Origin of the sequence: Pseudomonas sp. ADAK7, assembly GCF_012935675.1 — a bacterium.
Taxonomy (GTDB): Bacteria; Pseudomonadota; Gammaproteobacteria; order Pseudomonadales; family Pseudomonadaceae; genus Aquipseudomonas.
This window is the reverse complement of the sequence record NZ_CP052861.1, coordinates 1969241-1990119: the sequence shown is the minus strand read 5'-3', so window position 1 is coordinate 1990119 and position 20879 is coordinate 1969241. Positions and strand designations below refer to the sequence as shown.

Below are 20879 nucleotides of genomic sequence, written 5' to 3'. Positions count from 1 at the left end.
AGCGCGAGATCCGTCAGCAGTTGGCAGACCTCGCGAGCGGTGAGAGGGGGAGGTTTTGTTCAATTAATTGCTTTCGAGTCATCGTTTGCCTGTAGCTAAGCTGCGGTATGAAGCGGCGTCAACGGGGAGGTCGCTCCTTCGGGCCAACAAGGCCCGGCTAGTCTAAAAGCTCGAGCGCTCACTCAGGCGTCACAAGAACCGCTAACGTCATATTGATGAACTCTTCGTTCTTGCTGATCGTTGCCAGTGCGCCTCGCACATTGCCTCCAACCTCACCCGATCCAAGCTGCTCGACCCAGAGGGTGAGCTCCATGATGGCGGCCTCAAGGGCGAGCTGGTTTTGATTGATCTTGAATAGCAGGGAAGGGAGCAGGTCTGAATTTGGCATCTTGATTCCTCCGTGGAAGCGGTCAGCGTAGCAGCACCAGAATTTTTTAGGACTGGAGGATCTTTCCAGTAGTGCAGAGCACTTCACATCAGCTTTTTGCGATGTTGCGAACCGTTCCTGGGCCGCTTGTGCTTGTCATCGGAAACTGCTGATGACTATTTGCTGTAGTGGCTCATAGCCGCTAATAGTGGGGAGGTGCTTGGAGAGGGCGTGAAGATGATGTCGAGATTTGTTGTTGTCCCTGCAATCCCAACGGAAACGGGATCAATGCGTAACGGATCGCGCTTCTACTGCCAGACCGCACCTATAGGCTTCAACCTCTATGACAATGAGGAGAAGCTGCGGCTGAAGACTACCTATCAGACCCGAGAAGAAGCCGAGAGTGAGTGTCAGCGGCTCAACCTGGAGCGGCTTCAAAGCGTCCTTTCGGAACGGGAATGCGTGACTGCGCTATAGGCATTCACTCCCGCATAGTCATCAGGCGCCCGGTTTCCGAAACGAGTGGATCAAAGGCTCAGGTACGTACGACCTACACCACACTGACACGGATGCTCGGCATTCAGGAGCATACAAACAGCGTCTGCCTCCGCCCTGACCTTGAACACACCATGTTTGCTAGCTGAGCCTCCTTCAACAAGATCAACGACCCTGTATCGCTTGCTGCCATCGACCAGTGTGGTGGTTTCAATCACTCTGAATCTTGCGTGCATGGTTGCATTCCGTGCATGACATTGGTGACTTAGAAGTACCGGCAAAACAAGACGATTTCAAGAACGGGACGGGCTTAAGCTGAGACAATTTATGACGGTGCACCGTGCTTCTCATTGCAGGAACGACGGTATACCAGCAGGTGCCGTGCTGAACTACTTTTCCGATAGTCGATGCTTTGGGCCAGCAGGGCCCGCCTAAGCTTTAGGTTTTTCTGATGGAGGTACAGATGCTGTCATCAACAAAGAGTACCTACCAGGCCTACCAGTTTCTGGAAACATTTGGTCAACCTTAGACTGCCCTAGCGCGGCACAACCCTTCATAACCTCATACACCGAAGCCCTCCTTACGAGTATTTCAATCTGACGGCGAACAATCTGCAGGTTGAGCGAGAGCTCATTTCTCAGACTATCGGTGTATCTCCTGCATCACTAGCACGAAGGGCAATACGGGACGCTTCAGCACCGTTGAAAGCGACCGCTTGATCGCATTGATTGCTGTCTTTGAGCAAGCATTGTTTCTGTTCGAGGACGACGCCGCCACAGCAACAGAATGGATGAGCTCGCCGGTTCGAGGGCTCGGTTCAAAGCGCCCACTGGAGATGCTGAGGACGAGGGTGGAGACGAACGCTGTGCTCGATCTTATCGGCCGATTGCAGAGGGGAGTTCTTGTGTGAGACTCGATAGGCGACTTGTTAGGCTGTGGAGCTAAAGCTACTACGGCTATCGCTCCTTCGGGCTTAAGGTCGACGCGTCGTGCGACAATCGAAGCCACGTAGGATCTTGCTGAAGCGGAGTGTTAGAGATGGTATTTACCTTCACCCTTAGTTACGAACTGACGTCTGACGAGAGCGATATGGACGCGCTTATGGAACGCTTGGCGGAAGAGGGCTGCGATGATGCATTGGTCGGAGTAGGGCAACCCGGGCGCCTAGCTCTTGAATTCATCCGTGACGCACTTTCTGCAGATGACGCAATTGGGGGCGCGGTAAAGGATGTGCGCCGAGCCGTACCTAACGCTCGCTTGATCGAGGCAGCTCTCGCGCCATAATCGGCTGCGCGAAGCCTTCTGTGAGTGGATCAGTCAACGCATTGCAGCTGTCTCATTTCTCCTGGGCGTTACCAAGCCGTCCGCTATCCCAAGCTTCAGTGAGCTCGTCTATTCGATCCGCAATCTGAGGCGTTTTTGATAGGACAAGGCAGCGCGTGTTGCCGACAAATTCTTCTATCAGGTACACAGCGTCGCCGACATCCAGTTCGAGTTCCTGCAGCGCTTCGTCTGGAATTCGAATCGCACCGTCACCATCCCATTATTCGATGAAGATTTTCGTAGGTGGCTTTTTCACGTGTGGTCTCCATTACTTCTGAATCGGCAATGGTAATTTCCTCTGCCTCGTCAGGTTACCGATATTCGAGGGCATAATTTGCAACACTGGGTAGAAAGACTACCCTCGATCGCATCGGGCCATTAACTAGGTGCAGGGTAAGCGTCCGGCGAAGTCATCTACCCGATCCAGCTATAAGCAGGAATTCATGCTGCTAATTGTGCCAGAGCAGGCGATCAGCGGCGATAAACCGATGGGCTAATGGCAGGTGCTAAAGCACTGTGATCGCACCGCCCGTGCCAACTCGTTGCCAAGGCAACCCCAACACCAAGGCTTGAAGTTGCTCGCTGTCGAGTTCGAATTCCGAGCCGTGCCGAATACCTGACCAGTGAAACTTGCCCTTGTTCAGCCTTCGTGCCGCAAGCCAGATACCCACGCCGTCATGCACCAGAACTTTCATCCGATTGGCGCGGCGATTGGCGAACAGATAAGCGCAGTGCGGCTTCGCCGCACCGAACACAGTAATGACCCTGGCTAACGTCGTTTCGGTGCCGGCGCGCATGTCCATCGGCTCGGTGGCGAGCCAGATCGCGCCGATGCGAATCATCGCAGCAGGTCTCTCAGAAAGGTGGCACAGGCGGCAGCGCTTTCGGTCGGCCAGTTCACTTTGACGGTGCCATGTGGGTTCTGGATTTCAATGCAGATGCTCGGTGATGGAGCCTGGGAATACCCTTCGGCGAGTTGCAAAGGTAGCGGAATGAAAGCAGGTTGCAGCGCCATGGCTTTGTTCGTTTGCACTCGAATCCATTTATGGACGAGGTTCGCTTAAGGCTGTGGTGCTGCGCGACTCTGGCAATCGACGCGCCGGGCTGAGCGCACTCTTGGACTACCTGGGCCTTGAAGGATTTGGAATAGGATCGGCGTTGTGGCTGCATGGAAAGACTCGCTTAAAAGGCTAGAAATGGTGTCCACCTAAATTAGGTGGACACCATCGCCTTTGGCGTCGGGGTCAGGAAGGTGAGTTGGCCGGACGCTTACTGTCATGGATCCTATTTAAATGTCAGAACGAAAGTGGCTATCCGATTAAATTATCGAGTCAGAAATATGTCACGCTAACGCTTAAAAAAGCTGCGGATATAGCATTAACTTAGAAAAGTTTCGTATCTAAGTGAAGGCCCATGTAGCCGATTTCAATTTTCTTTAATTCATCATGTTTGAATAAGTGGATTCTAGTTCCGCTACCGACCCAGACGTGGAGTTCAAAGATCCGTGGCTCTCCGTCGTAGCCTTTCCTATTACGCTGATACCCATATTTGTTCATTGTAAACTCTGACTCGTTTTGAAAAGTCATGCAGTTTTCGGGCATAGTATTATGTGTTTGCCAATGCTGGGAAAGAGAGTCAAGATCTTTAAGTCTCGTGAACAGCAATTTGATAAAATTACTTGGAAAGTTGAGGATTTGGTCGTCAGTTTCCAATCCAAACAGTAAATTTGGAAAGATTTCACCTTTGCGCTGCGGGAAATTTCTCGCGGATAACTGGGCGAAAGCGTCACGAGTAAACCGTTCGCTAATACTCGAACTGGCCAGTGAATTGGAAGTGTGATCGAATTTATAGGTTTTTCCATTGCAGATAAAACCTATTTGGGAGACTGAATGCGCTGGGTTACGGCAAAGGCTTGTTAACACCGAGCCGGTCACTGCGCAGACGAGTGCTTCTTCACCTGCTTCAGCCGCTAAGAGGTGTGTGTCCGGAATTTCTGGGTGTTCTAACAGTTCATCAAGGTTGGTAATAGTCTCGATCACGGCTTCATCGAGTTGATCCCAAGATGGAGTCATTAGCGCAAGATCTACAAAATAGCTGCCTTCGTCAACATAGTTAGAGCGGAAAAGCAATTCTACAGCCTCCCCCAAACTTTGGCTCACATTAGCTGCGTTAGCAATTTCGATTTGCCATGGATTATCTCTTAGTCTGAAGTTTGGTCGCTCTGGAAAGTGAGCCTCCAATGTGGCCATTGCTTTGAGCATTGTTGCCAATATTGGAATAACATCTTGAATGTTTCCAAACGGTGGCTGCGTCGATGAATGGTTGAACACGAAGTCAGGCATTGTTCCATCCTTGGATTAAGGTTTTAGCAACTGAACTGCATTTTTGCGGTGCTGATCATTAAAACCTTCCGGCCACTCGCTCAGTTTTCCTTTTTCGTCAATGTTTGGTGATTTAATTTGCGTTTCAGTTCCTTGGCGGTGAAAATAATGAAACTTTACTTGATTAGGAGTCAACGTCTTATTTTTGACAGAGATCCTCACGCCATCCATAAAGTGGTCAGAGTGAGTTTCAATAATAACTTGTATCCCCGCCTTAGCTGCCCTGGCGCACAACTCACCTAGATAAGTTTGCCCTTGTGGATGCAAGTGCGCTTCGGGGTTTTCAATAATAATTAGTCCGCCAGTGGGGGTCGCGAGCAAGGCTACAATCACAGGCAATACATAGCTTATGCCGAAACCCACATTGGTAGCGCGATATGTTCTGCTATTTAAAGAACCGGGCGAGCTAAAACTGAATCCGGCTTGAATCAGGTCAGCTTCGTACAATGTCTTGAGTTGAAGGCTGACTCCGGGGCTGACCAATTTGAGCCATGCTTCAGTTTGGTCTATAAGACGATGCCCGTCCCCAGATATCACCCTCGGGTCAGCTGAGTCTAATGGGCTTGACCCATGTATATCTAACAAATGGAGAACATACTCGCCCTGTGAGCCAATCTCGAAACTCTCACTTTGATCATCCCCTACGGGAAGATATTTTCTCGGGCCACTTCTCTCAGCCTGCAGATACTGAAACTTTGATATTCCATTTTGTGATGATGGTGCACATAGTGGGTCGCTAAAGGTTTCCAGTCGCAGTGTGCTGAAGTTGTTGTTGTAAACATAGTTGTTCTTTTGTGTCGCTCTGGCTCGAAGCTTGAATGTTGCTCGAGAGTTGCCTCCAGAGATTCTGATGCCAATAGAATTGGTTTTAGCGTTGTCGTGAAGGATATCTGATGATGTGCCTAGGTCTATGTATTTGCCCTTCGTGAGCAGACGGCCTTTGTTTGAGTCGTCTGCGATGGATTGCGCAACTATCAATAAGGCTTGAATAGCGCTACTTTTCCCCATGCCGTTTAAGCCGGTCAAAACTGTCAGGTCACTTAAGCTAACAGATGCTCTGCGGAAGCACTTGAAGTTTAGTAGTCCTATGTTTTGAATCATATTCGATTTCCATTTAGCGTTGCATTTATGATGCTGGCGATTGTCATAAAGCGCTTTAATATTTTTGCATTATGGCCGGTAGATGTAGTAATGGATTCCACGAAAAATTTGTCATTTTCATATACTGTAAAGTAGTTTTCTATTAAGAGTTCTTTTTTACTTAAGATGATTTCTATGTTTTTTTTTGAAAGCGCAGCAAGATTTACTCCCCAGCTCTCAAATAAAGCTTTGTTAATTGGGTTTCTTTTGATCTCAGAAGGCTTTCGAAATGCGTCGGTTCCAAATATCTCATACGCCAAATGCATCGCGCGCTTGAAGTGCGACTCCAGCTCAAATCTCTCAAGCTCATCTATCGAGTTGAGTAGCTTCATCGTGGAATTTAAAACATTATCTAAGTTTTTTGGCTTATCAGGACTGTTCATTTTGAGAAAAGCAATAAATCTCAGAACAAGCTCTTGGGCTGCCATTCGCATATCGTTTATACTTTCGTCCGTAGCAAGCAAAAACTCCGTCGAAGTAGATAATTTTCGAAGGAGTTCTCTTGCCGGCCCTTTATGTATGGCATTTCGAATTTCTTGACCATTTAGAGCAATACCTCCGGTATTAATGCGCTTGAAAATATTCATCATGACTTCATCAGGAGTGCCTGGTTGAATGATGTTTATTACAAGTTCAGTTTCTTCGATACGCCGCTTCATTGCACGATCTAAATCAGAATAGAAACAGTTCTCGAGATCGGACAGGTATTCAAGACCGCTCAAGGCGAAATCGTTGCTTAAAAAGTCGACGATAGTTGTAATGCGCTGTAAACCATCAACAACTGCCCAATGATCTGATTGGTCGGCAGCGACATAAAAGACCGGTAAAGGTATTTTAAGTAATAATGATTCGATCAATTGACTGCGCCGAAATAGCGGCCAGAGCCTCGCTCGCCGCTGAAAATCAGGTGCTAAATCAATTTCTTTATGAACGTACCTTCTAAATATTAAATCTATAGTTTTACGCTCGGTTTGCACGCGTATCTTTGATGGGTCAAACGGTTCCGACATACTTGCCGAGGTTTCTATCTCAGGCTCAAGCCCATAATTATCGTCTACGATTTCAGATCGAACCTTAAGGCTACGGGGTGGTTCACTCATTTCCTAGTCCTATTGGCATAGCCAAGCGATGACTTTAGCATGCTTGATAGCGCTCCCTGTAATAGTCTCAATCACTCCTGCTCCGTTTCCTGACGAACACTGCGTTTCAGGTTGCAGCTTCAAGTAGGTTAACCAGTCGGCACCACTATCTTTAAAAATCCTTTGGATAGATCTCAACCTGCATGCTCCTAACCCAGATTTCCTCCGTATTGATCGTCCTTTCCCGGGCAATGTGTGAAGTGTTTTGAGGCTTTTCCCGCTTTGATGAAATCTAGGTCTTCGCTTTGCAGCCGGTAAGCACGTTTGTTTTTCGAAAAAGGCGTGCCATGGCCTAGCTTCACCTTCGACTGGATGAAGATCGCTTGGCGGAAGCAGCGGGTTGGACTCATTCGTCGATGAAACCTTTGCCGAGATGCTCGTTGGTTAGCTTCGATGCTAGCCCACAGCGCTAGTCCTGCACCAACCATCGATTTACTGTCCAACTTTAAGTAGCACTTCGCTCTATATCGAACGCTCCAACGTAGGAGTCCTTCCATAATCGCTACGCCTTGCGGCTCGTTCCTCAGGAGGTAAAAAGTAGCGCAATTCAGCCATCGGGCTAGGTAGGGCATCGCCCAATGTGCTCACCATTTTCCTGCATCGTCGACAAAGATGCTGTGCCTGCCCCCTGATGACCTTTAGGGGATTGGTGATAGCCAACGCATTGCGATACTGCGATCACGACCGGTGCAAGAGGCACCTGATCTCCTCATCTGGTTAGGAATGCTGAGTTTATATATTCATCGACATCAAAAGTGGCGTTTTGCCTTATCATCTCTCCACCTCAATGCAACTTGTAAAAACACAGAATACCGAATCAAGGAATGCTCCAATGTTCAAACACCCCCTCACTGAAGTCGCTGCTTTCGCATTCCTGTTCATGATGTGCTCGAGCATTGCTCTGGCGGACAGCCGAGCTTGCTCCGACCCACAGGTCAAGGAGGCGCTAGCTCTCAAGGCTCAAAACTCCCGCAATAGCTACGTTGACATGCTCAATCGACAAGGTCGCAGCGTCTGGGCCAAAGTTTCTGGCATCCACGAAGTCGAGACCCTTTCGTCCAACAAGGAGTCGAGGCGCAAAAAATGCTTCGCCAAGGCATCCATGGAGTCCAACATGGGCATGCTGGCGCAGCCTGTGTGGATGACCTACACCCTTGGCCAATACGATGACGGCAAGCAATACACGGAAATTCACGTGATGTCGGCAGACGAGCGCCAAAGTTTCTCTCGCGATCGCTGAATTTTCCGGGTACTACAATGGAATGGCAACCCTCCTTTTGGGCCCGGCTATTTAGAAAAGCTGGGTCATGGATTCTGAAGATTGAAAATGATCAGCTCGTCGTTTCGCTAGACGATCAGCTCTTCACGATCCCGCCGGAAGACTTCGCCAGGCTGAAATACCAACGTGGCCTGCTATGGACGAACCTGAAGCTATGGAGTGGCCGAGAGCTGCATCTAGTAGGGCTTTCACATTTCACTCGCACGGAGCTCGATCAGCATCTACATGCAGCATCAAGCAGGCACCAGTTCCGGTCGAGTTACGCGAGGATCATGAGCTGGCTCAAAGAGGTTGATCGGGCGGGGGCTTCAGCAGATGCGCAGCACCGCTGGTTCACCCGCGACATGCAGCATGATTTCCTAATGAAAAAAAACGCGTTGGGCATCAACTCCGCCGAATTCAAAGTTCTATTTGACTCGCCCGTCATCCAGGCTGCCATGGGTGATAACAAACCGCGCGTTGTGGCTCGATTGCGCCAATGGTCACAGAATTGGCCCGACCACTGGAAAGCGCGCAACGAAGCACACATGGCCCGTGAACTTGATGCCTGCGAAGATTTGCTGAACAGGGTTGAGACGCGTGAGCTTAATGACGAACAGGCCAAGGCTGCAGTTTGTTTTGACAATCGTGTTCAACTCATCGCCTCAGCCGGATCGGGTAAGACGTCCACCATGGTGGCGAAAGCGATTTATGCCGTTCACCGTGGCCTTGTGGCTCCCTCTGAGATCATCATGCTCGCTTTCAACAAGGATGCTGCCGAGGAGCTCAAGGAAAGGGCTGCTGAGTCTCTAGAGCGCTTGGAGATGACAGGCATCACCATCAACGCGATGACGTTCCACTCCTTGGGGCTGGAAATCATCGGTGGCGCCACCGGCAAAAAGCCTAACGTGCCCAAGTGGGCTACCAAAACAGAGCTCGGCCTCGAAAAGCTAGGGGAAATCGTCGACAGCTTGAAAGATCGGTCGGACGAGTTTCGTACCAAGTGGGACATGTTCAGGCTGGTGTTTGGTCGGGATCACTCAGGTGCTGTGCTCCGGGATGTGGCTGAGGCGTTTGACCGGGATGGTGAGGCAAGGCTGATCACACTGAACGGCGAGCATGTGGCGAGCCAGCAAGAACGATTGATTGCTAACTGGCTTTTCTACAACGGTGTCGAGTACCTGTACGAAAGGCCATATGAGCACGATACGGCAACAGCAGAAAGGCGACAGTACGTACCAGATTTCTTTTACCCGCAACTCAACCTTTATCACGAGCATTTTGCATTCGATGGCGATGGACAGGCACCTGAGCATTTCAAAGGCTATGCAGACGATGCTGCATGGAAGCGTGATACTCACACAGCCTATGGAACAAAGCTCATAGAGTCCACCTCGCATCAAATTAATACCGGTGAGATCTTTGCGTACCTCACACGCGAGCTGACGTCCCGAGGCGTAGTGCTAGATCCCAACCCCGACCGCCCGATCCCCAGCTCAGGCCTAATCCCCCTGGAGCACCTTGATGTGCTCAAAGTGCTTCGATCTTTCATCTCCCACTACAAGAGCAACAGCCTGACAGCGGAGCGACTGTATGAGCGTTATGACGCGCTTCCGCTGAGCGTATTCAAATTTCGCTACAAGATGTTCCTCGAGTTTGCCGTGCCAGTCATCGAAGGGTGGGACGAGGCGCTGGAGAAAGGTCGAGGAATCGATTTTGAGGACATGATCAACCTGGCAGCCAATCACCTGGAGCATGGATACCCTTCGCCTTATCGATTAGTGATGGCGGATGAGTACCAGGATGCTTCCCGCGCTCGTGCACGACTCTGCCGTGCGCTGGTTCAGGCTCCTCATAGCCATTTGTTTGCTGTAGGGGATGACTGGCAATCGATTAACCGCTTTGCGGGCGCCGACGTGTCGGTGATGACTGGATTCGTTGACTGGTACGGTCATGGGCAAATCTTCCGACTGGAAAAAACATATCGGTGCCCTCAGGCAATATGTGATGCCTCTAGCCAATTTGTGGCCAAGAACCCAGCTCAACTGCAGAAGACGGTCATTTCCGTAACCGAGCCTATTGGGCCCGTTTTCAGCGCTTTCCAGGTAGGCAATAGGGATGAGCTTTCAGACGGCGTTCGGCAATACTTAGATGACCTATACCGGGGCTTATCGAACGGTCATATCCCTCCAGCCAAAGATAGACTGGTGTCTGTCTTTGTACTAGGGCGATACAAAAACGACGAGCAGTTTGTTCCCAAGGGGTGGAAGCATCGCTATGGAGACCGACTCGACATTAGGTTCAAAACAATTCACACCTCAAAAGGGGATCAAGCCGAGTACGTGATCCTGCCCAGCATGGTTGTTCGCGGCTTCCCTAGCCTGAAGGGCGACGACCCAGTGTTTAGTCTAGTCATGCCAGAAGGTGACACCTATCTGCACGGAGAGGAGCGTCGTCTGTTCTATGTGGCTCTGACTCGTGCTTGCCGCTCAGTGACAATGTTCACTGTCATGGCGAGAAACTCGCCGTTCCTTACCGAGCTTGTAGATGATGGTGTGGTCGCGGTAACCGACATCAAGGGTGAGCCCATCAAGGAGGAGCGCTGCCCGGTGTGCAAGCATGGTGTTGTCCTGCCGCGAACCGGTACATACGGGGACTACAAATCCTGCTCTGGTTTCCCTGTCTGCAAGTACAAGCCGAAAAAAGAAAAATCGCCGGGCTACGTATCTCCGAAGCTAAGGAAGCGTTGAGACCTACCCAATGCACGATTAATTGAGGTCGCTTTCGCTCCAGCCTTACTGCATTCGCCATTCATTATTGCCGATCAGGAAAAGATCCTGCTCCACTCTTCGAATGACGCCTATGCTTACTGACATCTTTGAAGATGGCGCTTTAAGATGATGTCGTTTTGCTATCGGGCTGGCAGTGTCGCGGACGTGCTTGGCCAGTAGAGGCAGTAAAGTTGGAAGACGGATGGGGAACAGGCGTCAGTGCATTCTGCGTATGAGCCATCAGTTTTACGCCAATGATAAAACCGAAATTTCCGCAGACTATCCGCTCACGATAAATCGTCGGCGTTGCTGTGGCGCTATTCGGCCTCATTTCCGTTGTAGTCGAGTCAATGCTAGGAGCAAGATTTTGACGACTATTAATGCCCAATTCTGCAGTGATGAAGATGACAGTACACTGCGGCAAACAGGCCAGGAAACTCCAGATCTTTTTGCGTTTGACTGCGGGCAATTGCCGTTCGAACGAATGGGTGATGCGCACTTTGAATTGCTCTTGGCTGACCTTTACGCTTCTCGAGCGGCAGATGGTTCGGAGGATTGGTACGACAAGGCTCGCCGTCTTAATGATGGGGCTGATCAAGGCCGCGATGTCATCCTGTTTAATGATTCCTCTCCAGTCGGCGTAATTCAGTGCAAGCGCTATAACGGGATCGTATCCCTCGCCATGGTCATCCAGGAGATCTGCAAATTCTTCCTCTACGCGACCATCAAGCCTGGCATTGCATCAGCACCAGGTGCGCCATTTCGCTATTACGTTGCAGTTTCTGATCGAGCAGCCGGCAAGCTGTTCGAGTTCATGGAAGCGAAAGGCAGGCAACGCTTCGAAGATTTGAGAGCAGAGTTCGAGAAGAAAGCTTTTGCTGCGCGTAAAGCCTCTGCAATCTTGAAAAAACATGCAGCCCTGAAAAACCTCACGAAGGAACAGCTGTGTGATTTGGTATGGGCCAGGATCGACAATCTGCATACCGCCTTACATAAAAAAGATGATCTCTCTCGGATGGTGCGTGCATACCCTGACATCAAGTCGACCTATTTCAGGCTTGAGTCGGACACCGCAAAAATCGTTGGCGAGTTAAGAAGCTTTTTGCAGTCGTGCAACTTGATAGTAAGCGACGAAGAAGCGGAGCTCATCTCTGAGATCCGCACTGAATACATAAAATTAAAGCTTGGTCGCCATCATCGATTCAACCTCGCCTTGCTGCAAGGTCAAGAGCTCTTGCCTTTCATGAAAGGCATGCTTCAACCCAAGGCTGGAACGCTCTATAACAATTTTGGGTCGCTGCCGGTGCTATTGTCGGCAGGCGCAGCGGCAGCGACCCCCGCCGATTGGCAGGAGTTGAATCAGCTTGTCGATGGATACGACAGCCAAGCAGTTGTGTTTGTGGGATGCGGTGACGTCTCGGGCAGTCAGCTCCTCGATTGGAAGAGCTCTGATGAGATGATCTGGATTGATCCACAATGGGATCCCGCCCCGCTACAGCGATACCGAGCAGGGTGGTGTTGGGTCAAGGATCTCACGCAGGAAATATTCAACTGCTATGTACTGGTTGAAAATGAGACAGGTGAGACTAACTACGGTCATGCAGACGTCTCTCTACGGCTGGCGTTTGAAGATCTTATTCTCTGGCCAACCCTGGGTAATGATTTTACAAATCCTATTTCGAATCCAAAATCGCAATTGCGACGGATTATGGCCAGTCAAAAAGAGGACAGGTCTAAGCGGCCTAACCTTGTTTTGGCCTCTCTCAATGTCACCAGCCTTGAAAAGGTACTGACATCAGTTTCGGATCATTTTGGCCAACGTACTCAGTCCACTATTGGAATGGCCATTGCTAATAGTAACTGCGTCCACGCGTGCGCTGCTGAGCTGTACAGCGCTACGGGCATTTTCCCGGCAATTGATGCCGAGTTCATGACTCGACCGACTCCGACAACAGTGAATCCACCTGGTCGTGTCATGCGCCGAAGCAGCAGCGGCGCCTTAACATTCATCCTTGACTGGACAGCAGAGTTGACCCTTCTTTCGGTGCAGGCCCACCGACTGATGGATGATCGAGTAACAGCGGATATGGCACCGGCCGCACTTGAGTTCCATGAGCTATTTGACCGTTATCCCCCGTACCCAGGTTATTTGGCTGCTGTGAGAAACGAGCTGGATTTGCTCAATACCCTTGTGCAAGGCACAGGCCTGTCGGACTACTCAGGGTTTACCTATCGAACCCGATTTGGTGTGAGAGTAGGAGAGCATTTCCCGCTGGAGAGGCTTTCCTCTGCTGGTGAATGCGTTATGAGAACTGTCCAGGCACTGAGCTATCTGAATGTCCCGGTCAGCAGTCAGTGGTCGTGTACACCGGCGTTGCAGGGCCATATTCGATATGACAACCCAGAGCATGGGGAGGTCAGCATCATGGCCTGGTCAAACAACAGTTATCACGTGAGGCAAATGGAGGCAGACCTTTTTGATTGGGCCCGGCAACCCATTGTGCATCCCAACCTGATTGTCTTTGCTCAGGGACGCGGAAGCGTCGGAGACAGGAAACCTAGTCACGGTCGATATGACTTCACTACCAGTTCTCCCGCTCCTAGAGGGTCAATCACCGAACCTGCCATTGCGAGAAACGTTTACATGTTCAGTCTGAGCGAGATTGAGTCGGTTTATGACGACCCCATGGCACCGTCGCCGGAGCGATTCATGGAAGATATTTTTGAGCGAAAGGGGAAGCTAGATGCTCAATGAACTGGTGGAGATCATAGGCTGTCGAGCTCTGGATGCGGGCTTTTACGAGGCCACTACGCAGCAGTATTTGTCGACTGATAATCCAAACTGGCCCGACGGTGAGCTTGAGAACCAGCTCGGCTATTGGGAGTCTTCCTTTGCTTCCATCTTACTGATAAATATCACCACTGAGACAGGTGTTGAAGCCTTAAGAAAAGCCAAACTCGCAGAGACCTTCCTCGATGCCGCTATTGTCCAGCGGGAGAGTTCGGGCCTCGTCATTGATGGCTACCTTGTACTTGCCACCACCCAAGTGAGTGACGAGTTCAAGGCGTTCCTGATCGATATTGAGAGGGATATCAGGTTCGTCAGAAAGCATGTAGTGACGTGGGGAGCGAATGGGTGGGAGCGCTATGAGCGCATCACGCCGTTAGGCTTGGAGCGATTCGGCGAGCATGAGGAGCCTGCGGTCTTCAACTCGGACGATACCGGGTACATTCAGCTTTTAGAGTTACTGGCCGAGGTGGGAAGCGAAGAGCTTGCCGAACGCCATGGCAAAGAATGGAATCTCAATGAGTAACCTGCCAATTAAATTTCTTTCCGTCACCATCCAGAATTTTCGAGGTATCCCTGACGAGTTGGTGGTGCCATTGGACGCACCCTTGACCGTCATTCATGCGGCCAATGGGACTGGCAAAAGCACCATCTGCTACGCATTGGAATGGTTGATCACCGGAAAAGTCGATGACCTCAATACCGCGCCACTGGAGTGTCAGTGGGGGAGAGGCACGACCAATGTTTCCGCAAAATGCCTGATTGACGGAAGGCCGCACTTGCTGACCCGAAACAACACCTCGCTATGGATGACCGAGGAGGGTGCGAGAAAGAAAAAAATCAATGATGAATACCTGCTTGAGATGCTCACGCCAGCGTCGATTTCCGGAAGAAGCACCATCGCGTTGCGCAAAGCGAAACGCGGTTGGTTGCGCAATAGCCGCTGGCTCTACTCCAACTCCCTGTCGTTGTTGATCGACAACAATAAAGCGGACGAGCGTCAACAGATTTTCGCCGACATCCTCGGTTTTGGCCATCTCACGAGCACACTGCGAGATTTGCGCGAATATAGAAAGGCATTACCGAACATCAAGGGCCTGGTGGACGGCATCAGTCGGCTCCGCGATGAGATCGAGACGCTGGAGCGTGCGCTAGCGATAAGCTCTCCAGTGAAAGACAGAGCATTGGGCAATCTGGCGACAATATTCAAAGCCTTACCCCCATCAGCAGAAGGCAGCCTGGGTGATCGCCTGAAGGCAGCGCAGCTTCGTGTCGCGATGTTCAGTCAGAAACACCAGAGAGAAGCGAATGCACTGAGCACCCTTTCAGAGCAATGGTCGCAATATCTCAACTCAATGAGCCAGATTGAAACACTTCGCCAGTCGGTTGCCACCGTGGCTGATGAGCAGAAAAAAGCCAGTGATGATCAGGTCATCCGGTCATCGGAGTTGTCCGAGGCACAGTTGAAGGTTTCAGAAAGTGAAAGGTCAATCAAATGGGCTGACGACAGCCTAGCGACGCTTTACCGCTGGCTACCTATCACTGCAAACCCAGGCGTCGTGGAATTCTTTCGAGAAGGGGATATCACTCAGGTTGACCTACGTACCAAGTTTGTAGAGCTCACCTGGCCTTCAAGTCAACAAGAGCAGTGGCAGGCGGCCCTTGATTTGCTGTCCAGAAACTTACCAAAAATTTTGGAGTGGGAACGTCAGAAGCAGGAGTTGATGGCCAACACAGTAGCTCCTGCCACTGATTTGAATGACGCAGTTCGCCTAGCTAATGAAGAAAGTAATGCCCGCGTCCGGGCAGAAGCTGACTTTGATGCGTTTTCAAACGTTTTAGGCAAGCTGAAAGCCATGGGAAGCGAAATCGTCCACTCTCATGAAGATGCGCATTGTCCGCTCTGCAATCATGATTGGGGCACAGCTGAAAAATTGCGGATAGAAATTTCCACGGGGCAGCAACTGCTTGCACCAGCGCTAGAGATCGCCGCAAACAATTTGACAGTGGCTCGCCAAAAAGAACAGGAGGCCACAGCAAAACTAGCGCTAAACAACGCTCAGAAACAGGCCTATGACAGCCATCTCTCCCGCTTGAGCTCGGTTGTTCAGGAACTGAAGTCGTTCGCTACGAAAACCAAATATCTGGAGACTATGCAGGTTCGGGACTTTTCCGGGCTGAACGCTGTTGGTCTTGCTCACCTGAGCAACCGGATCACCTCAGCGATACAGTTGGGGTTGGTTTTTGAAAAGCTGGCTGAGGTGGAGACGTTTTTCGACAATACCCCTGAAGGCGGAGCTGGCAGCCGGGTATCGACGTCAATCGCACGTTTTATAAGTTATAAAAAGCATTTTCAAGATCAGATTGACCTGTACAACCCCGCGAAAACCCGTCTTGTTCCGGTTGTCCGGGCACTTGCGGAGACCATTCAAGCAAAGGCGGGGGTGATTGCAGGTATCAATACCAGCATCGCGGCGGCGCAGCTAGTCACTGGGAGCTTCGATTCCCTATGGAAGGAGGTGTTTGGCGATCAACCTGTTTTGACAGAGTCATATGAGTTGATGCGCCAACAGGTGAATCAGCGAGGTGAAGACGCTGCGACCTATAGGAGCATGCTTGCCGAATGCGAGGCTGTGGTGAGCGTTGATACTGATTCGATGAAACTCAAGCAGCTTCAGGAAGAGCGGCTTGCGTTATCCCGCAAGTTGGAAATCGGCTCAGGCTACATCGCCAAAGCGGATCTCGCGATCGAAAACTATGCCATGCATGTGAAAGATTTCACTGCTTCAAGCCTTAAACCACTGCTCAGCCCCGCTGCTGAGCTGTTCTCTCGGATGCATGCCAACGAGGTCTATAAAGGCTTGGGCGTCTCTGATGGTGGAGATGCGCTGAAGTGGACTGTCTTTGCGGAGGGGCATGAGCCTGCGTTGGATGCAGAAGGGAAACTAAGCCAGGGACAGCGCCAGGATCTGGCATTGTCGCTTTACCTTGCCAGAGCCAGAAACACTGGGGGAAGCTTTTTCCTTGATGAGCCAATAGCGCATTTGGATGACCTCAATCGAGTGGCCATGCTGGATATCTTTCGCCTGGTCGCCACGTCCATGCCTTCCATGAACCTCATTCTGACTACTGCGAGTGATGCGCTTGCCCGGCACATGGCGCAGAAGTTTTCGAGCATCACGGACAGGCATCTTTTGAACATGATTCACTTGGAGGGGAATCCTCGTACTGGGGTCAAGATGACCGTCCAGCGCAACGCAGCAGTACCACGCCAGCTTGGCTAGCCTAGGAGTCGTGTGACCCTGAAGATCTGCGATTGTTGGTCGTGCGCTTTCGTCAGTGCCTTATCCGTTGGTTGATTCGCTTTATCAAGGGTTGAAGTGACTCCAAATCAATCACCACCAAGCCCATCTCAATCGTTTCCATCTGATCGGGGACGACTACTAGCGGCCTTGGAGATTCGCACTCTCCATCCTCATCACAGGTTGCCTCAAGGTCTACGCAATAGAGGTAGCGGTATGGCGCGAGGAGATTTTGGATGACTTGAAGGTGAAGAAGCTTTACTTGAATGCTCATGGCATGGCTGCACTAACTTTGATTTGTCCAAGATACATCGACATGAGCATAAAGATGCGTTCTGAAGGAGTTGTTTGGGGTGTGCTGGTTCGATTTCGGCACTCTGTGCCATCTGTTTTCTCGTTTCGCAAACCCTTAGGCTGTTTCGACAGACAAGGAGAATTGCTATGTCCCCACTGGCCGCTGCGCTCATGAATTCCCGGATCGAGCATTCGATGTCCAGATTCAGGGCCGCAAATTGCGCAGGCGTGAGCGAACGAACCTGGAGATCTTACGAGCAGGGTCAGCGCTCACCCCGCAAAAGCGTGGTACGAAATTTTTATGATCGATCAGGGATTTCGATGCCCCCGAACATCGCCCAGCTGCTGAGGATTGCGCGAACGGCCCGCGTACTGAGCATTACATCTCTCAAGGGTGGGGTCGGTAAGTCGCCCATCACCGTTGATGTAGCTGCATGTTTGGTGGAACGAGGAAGCAACGTAGCGGTAATCACCCACGATTGTTGCTTTGAGGATGGCGTCTCAAATGGTGCGCACCCCAAAGCAGGATCATTGGTGGCAGGCGTCGACTTCTTTGGTTATGCAGACGTATTTTTTTGCTTGGCCGAAAAAGAAAGTTTCGCCAAGCGATTGCGACACATCGTGGATCATGGATCTTCTATGGATCGTAGCGGACTTGAGTTCGAAACGGGTGGAACATTGGGTTCCATGGTCGAGAGGATCGGATCCTCCAGAATGTTTAAAGACATCAAGGCAGATTACGAATATGTCCTGCTTGACCTCAATCTTAAGGTTGATCTGATTCGCACAAATTCGGACTTGGTTGCGATCATCATCGACAGCGGCTGTCCTCAATCGGTAGATAGCGCCCAGCGGTTGAATATGCGATTGCTCAAAAGCAAAGGAGGGCGCCGTACACCAAGGTGCTTCGGGTTGGTCACGCGAAATGATGTAGGTGGCAGAAGCCGCGAATTGGAGGAGTTTTGTGAAGGCTTGGAGATTCCGCCAGAACTGGCAGAAGGGCTGGAGGCAAGGAGGTTTGCCTCTAGCACATTCAGAGAACGAATTTTAAGTGATATCAAGTCTTTGCCCTTGACTCGTCTCATGACCCACTTGACCAACGCTCACGAGATCGTGATAGACAAGTACAACAATGATCAGCCGTTCATGGAAGGGTTTTCGTACTTTGACTCTGTGTTGGATATCTCCCCAGATTCCCATGCGGCGGACGAGATACGTAGGCTGACCACTGAGCTTGTTGATTTGCGGTTATAGGCAGGTAAGTGCAACTACGCGTTGATGCGACTCTTGACGATGGCTGATTTTTTTTCCAGTATGTGTCTGCGCCACCGACGTTGGCGTTCAGCCCTAGCTAGGTGAAGCCTCTGCAACGTCGCTACAACATCTCTTATTGCCACCTTTAATGGTCAACTGATACTAGGGTTTAGCGTTGATCGTGAGAGGCTAGGCTATGAAATTCCCTGATACTCCTTCGCTTGCTGCTTTTAAGTCAGATGCAGCTGTTTTGCATCGTGATTTACGCAGCGGCTGTCGCTCTGCAATCGACAGAGCCATTAGTGCGCAGTTGATAAGTTCGGGCCCTGTAAACCGGGATATCTGCCTACGTATCATTGCCAAAGAGCATGGTCTGCCATACTCCAAAATAGTTGCTAGGGATCAGATGATATCCCGCTACGCGGAACACTGTGTTTCTCAAGGGTTTTGGCGCAAACCATATGAAGGCGTATTTCGAAGGGCGCGATTCCTGTTGCAGTTCGACGCGCTTGTTGAATGTCTTCGTGACCAAGTTCCACTTGTGTCTGCTGCAGATAAGCGGGGCGTCGATTTCAGCGGATTTCATTTCAGCTCGTTGCTATTTAGCAGAATTCGTCGTGTCCTCAAGCGCTTAAAAGTCCCTGATTTCAGCTACCTGCAGGCGCCCGGAAGCCTCGTACACTACGACTGGTTCCAGGACGTTCAAAAGGCAAGCCATTGCAACTTCAGTGATGCAAAGTTCTATTGCATTACCGCTGATCCAGTGATTCAACCAGGCGCTTACGGATGGGAGACTGATTTTAGCTATGCGGATTTGCGAGGCGTTGACCTTCGAGGAGCCTATCTAAGAGAAGCCTGTTTTAAAGGGGCAAAAGTCGACGGAGCTGATCTGCGCAATGCGAATATCAATGGCTGCGTATTCGACGGTGCCACAGGGGAGTTTTTGAGCGGTGAAATCCTTTATCACAACTGGGACGTAGGCCCTCAGGGCGTCGTCCCTTGGTTACCTGACGACGAAGACTGAACCGCAGCCTCTAAATGTGGTTTCCCGCTCATACGCCTAGATGGAGTCGTGGTGGGCGGGGACGGGCGCAGAAACGTTGCGATTAAAGAACGCTATGCAAACCAATCATACAACGCAAGTACGAATATTAAGTATCACTTTGAGGTGATGCCCTATCCGTGTACCTGTTTTTTTAATTCCGGATTTTTTCGAGATAAAAGGGCAAGGATTGGATCATCAGCTATTGGGTGAATGGCCATTGAAGTTAAAAGGAATAAGAAGTTGGAAAAAATAATAGGGTTTTTCTTGGAGAAGATTTGGCCAGCCTTGTGCGCATCCGCTCAGGACGCGCGGGAGCTCATTCAGTCGAACTCATCCTTTTTCGCAACCATGAGAGATCGCAAGGGAGTTTGCTCGAATGCCTGGCTCTTTGGGATCTTCGTGGCGATTGGCTTGGGGGTTCTAGGGCTGCCAGCGTCTCGATCTGCCGGCATTACTCCAAACCTTGAGTTTGCGGGCGTGATGACAATGATGAACTGGCTCCTCGTTGCGCTCTACGGGGTTTGCTTCGCAATAGGATCTCGGCTACTCGGAAGTGACCGCGAGATGTTGGTCAGCGTTAATACCTTCTTTTACGTCTCGGGTTGGTTGGTGGTACTAAAGTTATTCGAAATGCCCGCTTTGGGTGCACGATTTAAGGCGATGGCGCAGAGTTGTAGTGCCTTCAGCTATGACGAGGCGGTCACATCGGCAATCCAGCAAAGCTCAATGGCCAAGACTTCAGATGATATAGTGCTGATCGGTTATTTAATGTTCATCGGTTTTGCCATCGCCAAAATGCAGCGTTCAGTGCATGACTTTGGTTGGATTCGTGCGATCACTTCCAACAGTGATTGGTATGGCTCTATTGAGTGCGATGGTGTCGTACGTTCAAGAGCCCATCATCTCGCAGCTGATATGCAGCTATGTAAGTTATCCACTTAAAGGTTGATAGCGTCTCACCTATATCGGGCGAGCCACCTCACATCTGGCCCGCCACGGTACGAACAAGTGCTCGTGATACTTACATTTTCAAGCTCTAAATAGATCGCCGGAATCGTTTCCGGCACGCTGTCCAAGTTCGAGTGTCCCGACTCGGCCATCAGGCGACTTGCAGTACTCGCAATAGTCCAGGGTGTCCCAGTCACTGAAGAGGGTGAGTAACCAGCCATCAATTTCCACGGGCATGAGTCCGTGGTAGATCTCATTCCATGACTGGACGGAGCTTCGCATCATGACGCGTTTGCCGAGCGCGACTTTCGTCAGCACTTGGCAGACCTCGCGGGCCGTTAGAGGGGAGGTTGTGGTCAAAGTGCCCTTCCTTC

General features: G+C 50.6%; 17 protein-coding genes and 1 pseudogene. 9 read left to right on the top strand and 9 right to left on the bottom strand.

Annotated elements, in window-relative coordinates:
* Positions 1-178: 178 nt before the first annotated feature.
* Positions 179-388, bottom strand: a complete 210-nt coding sequence (locus tag HKK53_RS09135; RefSeq protein WP_169370549.1) for a hypothetical protein — start codon at positions 386-388, stop codon at positions 179-181.
* Positions 389-1577: 1189 nt separating this feature from the next.
* Between HKK53_RS09135 and HKK53_RS09130 the strand changes: the two genes are divergently transcribed.
* The gene (locus HKK53_RS09130) at positions 1578-1772 is read left to right on the top strand and encodes an antitoxin Xre/MbcA/ParS toxin-binding domain-containing protein (RefSeq protein WP_169370548.1); all 195 of its coding nucleotides are present in this window, start codon (positions 1578-1580) and stop codon (positions 1770-1772) included.
* A 426-nt stretch (positions 1773-2198) separates the two neighbouring features.
* Here the strand turns inward: HKK53_RS09130 and HKK53_RS32590 are convergent, their stop codons facing one another.
* The 7 genes and pseudogenes from HKK53_RS32590 to HKK53_RS09105 form a co-directional block, all read right to left on the bottom strand.
* A complete protein-coding gene (locus HKK53_RS32590) occupies positions 2199-2387 on the bottom strand; it encodes an AbrB/MazE/SpoVT family DNA-binding domain-containing protein (RefSeq protein WP_237150796.1) in 189 nt (62 codons plus the stop codon).
* Positions 2388-2691: 304 nt separating this feature from the next.
* A complete protein-coding gene (gene tnpB, locus HKK53_RS32585; protein ID WP_169370547.1) occupies positions 2692-3027 on the bottom strand; it encodes an IS66 family insertion sequence element accessory protein TnpB in 336 nt (111 codons plus the stop codon).
* Positions 3024-3200 (bottom strand): hypothetical protein, encoded by a 177-nt coding sequence (locus tag HKK53_RS32580; RefSeq protein WP_237150749.1) that lies wholly within the window; start codon positions 3198-3200, stop codon positions 3024-3026. The genes tnpB and HKK53_RS32580 overlap by 4 nt, the downstream gene beginning before the upstream one ends.
* A 92-nt stretch (positions 3201-3292) precedes the next feature.
* Positions 3293-3355: pseudogene (locus HKK53_RS32970) on the bottom strand (IS66-like element accessory protein TnpA); the annotation flags it as partial.
* 212 nt (positions 3356-3567) lie between these two features.
* Entirely contained in the window at positions 3568-4527 is a 960-nt protein-coding gene (locus tag HKK53_RS09115) for a hypothetical protein (RefSeq protein WP_169370545.1), read from the bottom strand.
* A gap of 15 nt (positions 4528-4542) precedes the next feature.
* Entirely contained in the window at positions 4543-5667 is a 1125-nt protein-coding gene (locus tag HKK53_RS09110; RefSeq protein WP_169370544.1) for an AAA family ATPase, read from the bottom strand.
* Complete coding sequence (locus HKK53_RS09105) at positions 5664-6806, bottom strand: DUF262 domain-containing protein (protein WP_169370543.1); 1143 nt, start codon at positions 6804-6806, stop codon at positions 5664-5666. The genes HKK53_RS09110 and HKK53_RS09105 overlap by 4 nt, the downstream gene beginning before the upstream one ends.
* A gap of 871 nt (positions 6807-7677) precedes the next feature.
* Here HKK53_RS09105 and HKK53_RS09100 point away from each other — a divergent pair.
* The 8 genes from HKK53_RS09100 (at position 7678) to HKK53_RS09065 (ending at position 20499) form a co-directional block, all read left to right on the top strand.
* Positions 7678-8085 (top strand): hypothetical protein, encoded by a 408-nt coding sequence (locus tag HKK53_RS09100; protein WP_169370542.1) that lies wholly within the window; start codon positions 7678-7680, stop codon positions 8083-8085.
* Between the two features lie 17 nt (positions 8086-8102).
* Entirely contained in the window at positions 8103-10853 is a 2751-nt protein-coding gene (locus HKK53_RS09095; RefSeq protein WP_169370541.1) for a UvrD-helicase domain-containing protein, read from the top strand.
* Positions 10854-11241: 388 nt separating this feature from the next.
* Positions 11242-13629 carry an ABC-three component system protein gene (locus HKK53_RS09090; protein ID WP_169370540.1) on the top strand — a complete coding sequence of 796 codons (2388 nt, stop codon included), beginning with the start codon at positions 11242-11244 and terminating at the stop codon, positions 13627-13629.
* Complete coding sequence (locus tag HKK53_RS09085) at positions 13619-14188, top strand: hypothetical protein (protein WP_169370539.1); 570 nt, start codon at positions 13619-13621, stop codon at positions 14186-14188. The genes HKK53_RS09090 and HKK53_RS09085 overlap by 11 nt, the downstream gene beginning before the upstream one ends.
* Complete coding sequence (locus tag HKK53_RS09080; RefSeq protein ID WP_169370538.1) at positions 14181-16946, top strand: AAA family ATPase; 2766 nt, start codon at positions 14181-14183, stop codon at positions 16944-16946. Before HKK53_RS09085 ends, HKK53_RS09080 begins: the two co-directional genes overlap by 8 nt.
* Before the next feature lie 459 nt (positions 16947-17405).
* A complete protein-coding gene (locus tag HKK53_RS09075) occupies positions 17406-18512 on the top strand; it encodes an AAA family ATPase (RefSeq protein ID WP_169370537.1) in 1107 nt (368 codons plus the stop codon).
* A 196-nt stretch (positions 18513-18708) separates the two neighbouring features.
* Entirely contained in the window at positions 18709-19536 is an 828-nt protein-coding gene (locus tag HKK53_RS09070) for a pentapeptide repeat-containing protein (RefSeq protein ID WP_237150746.1), read from the top strand.
* A gap of 231 nt (positions 19537-19767) precedes the next feature.
* Positions 19768-20499 (top strand): hypothetical protein, encoded by a 732-nt coding sequence (locus tag HKK53_RS09065; RefSeq protein WP_169370536.1) that lies wholly within the window; start codon positions 19768-19770, stop codon positions 20497-20499.
* A gap of 87 nt (positions 20500-20586) precedes the next feature.
* Here the strand turns inward: HKK53_RS09065 and HKK53_RS32965 are convergent, their stop codons facing one another.
* Positions 20587-20865, bottom strand: coding sequence for a DUF7693 family protein (locus tag HKK53_RS32965; RefSeq protein ID WP_442962281.1), 279 nt, complete (start codon positions 20863-20865; stop codon positions 20587-20589).
* Positions 20866-20879: the final 14 nt, after the last annotated feature.

What these genes read in the sequence shown, in the direction of transcription:
- HKK53_RS09135 (WP_169370549.1), bottom strand. Translation starts at nt 388, where the DNA reads ATGCCAAATTCAGACCTGCTCCCTTCCCTGCTATTCAAGATCAATCAA.
- tnpB (WP_169370547.1), bottom strand. Translation starts at nt 3,027, where the DNA reads ATGATTCGCATCGGCGCGATCTGGCTCGCCACCGAGCCGATGGACATG.
- HKK53_RS32580 (WP_237150749.1), bottom strand. Translation starts at nt 3,200, where the DNA reads ATGGCGCTGCAACCTGCTTTCATTCCGCTACCTTTGCAACTCGCCGAA.
- HKK53_RS09115 (WP_169370545.1), bottom strand. Translation starts at nt 4,527, where the DNA reads ATGCCTGACTTCGTGTTCAACCATTCATCGACGCAGCCACCGTTTGGA.
- HKK53_RS09110 (WP_169370544.1), bottom strand. Translation starts at nt 5,667, where the DNA reads ATGATTCAAAACATAGGACTACTAAACTTCAAGTGCTTCCGCAGAGCA.
- HKK53_RS09105 (WP_169370543.1), bottom strand. Translation starts at nt 6,806, where the DNA reads ATGAGTGAACCACCCCGTAGCCTTAAGGTTCGATCTGAAATCGTAGAC.
- HKK53_RS09100 (WP_169370542.1), top strand. Translation starts at nt 7,678, where the DNA reads ATGTTCAAACACCCCCTCACTGAAGTCGCTGCTTTCGCATTCCTGTTC.
- HKK53_RS09095 (WP_169370541.1), top strand. Translation starts at nt 8,103, where the DNA reads ATGGAATGGCAACCCTCCTTTTGGGCCCGGCTATTTAGAAAAGCTGGG.
- HKK53_RS09085 (WP_169370539.1), top strand. Translation starts at nt 13,619, where the DNA reads ATGCTCAATGAACTGGTGGAGATCATAGGCTGTCGAGCTCTGGATGCG.
- HKK53_RS09080 (WP_169370538.1), top strand. Translation starts at nt 14,181, where the DNA reads ATGAGTAACCTGCCAATTAAATTTCTTTCCGTCACCATCCAGAATTTT.
- HKK53_RS09075 (WP_169370537.1), top strand. Translation starts at nt 17,406, where the DNA reads ATGTCCCCACTGGCCGCTGCGCTCATGAATTCCCGGATCGAGCATTCG.
- HKK53_RS09070 (WP_237150746.1), top strand. Translation starts at nt 18,709, where the DNA reads ATGAAATTCCCTGATACTCCTTCGCTTGCTGCTTTTAAGTCAGATGCA.
- HKK53_RS09065 (WP_169370536.1), top strand. Translation starts at nt 19,768, where the DNA reads ATGGCCATTGAAGTTAAAAGGAATAAGAAGTTGGAAAAAATAATAGGG.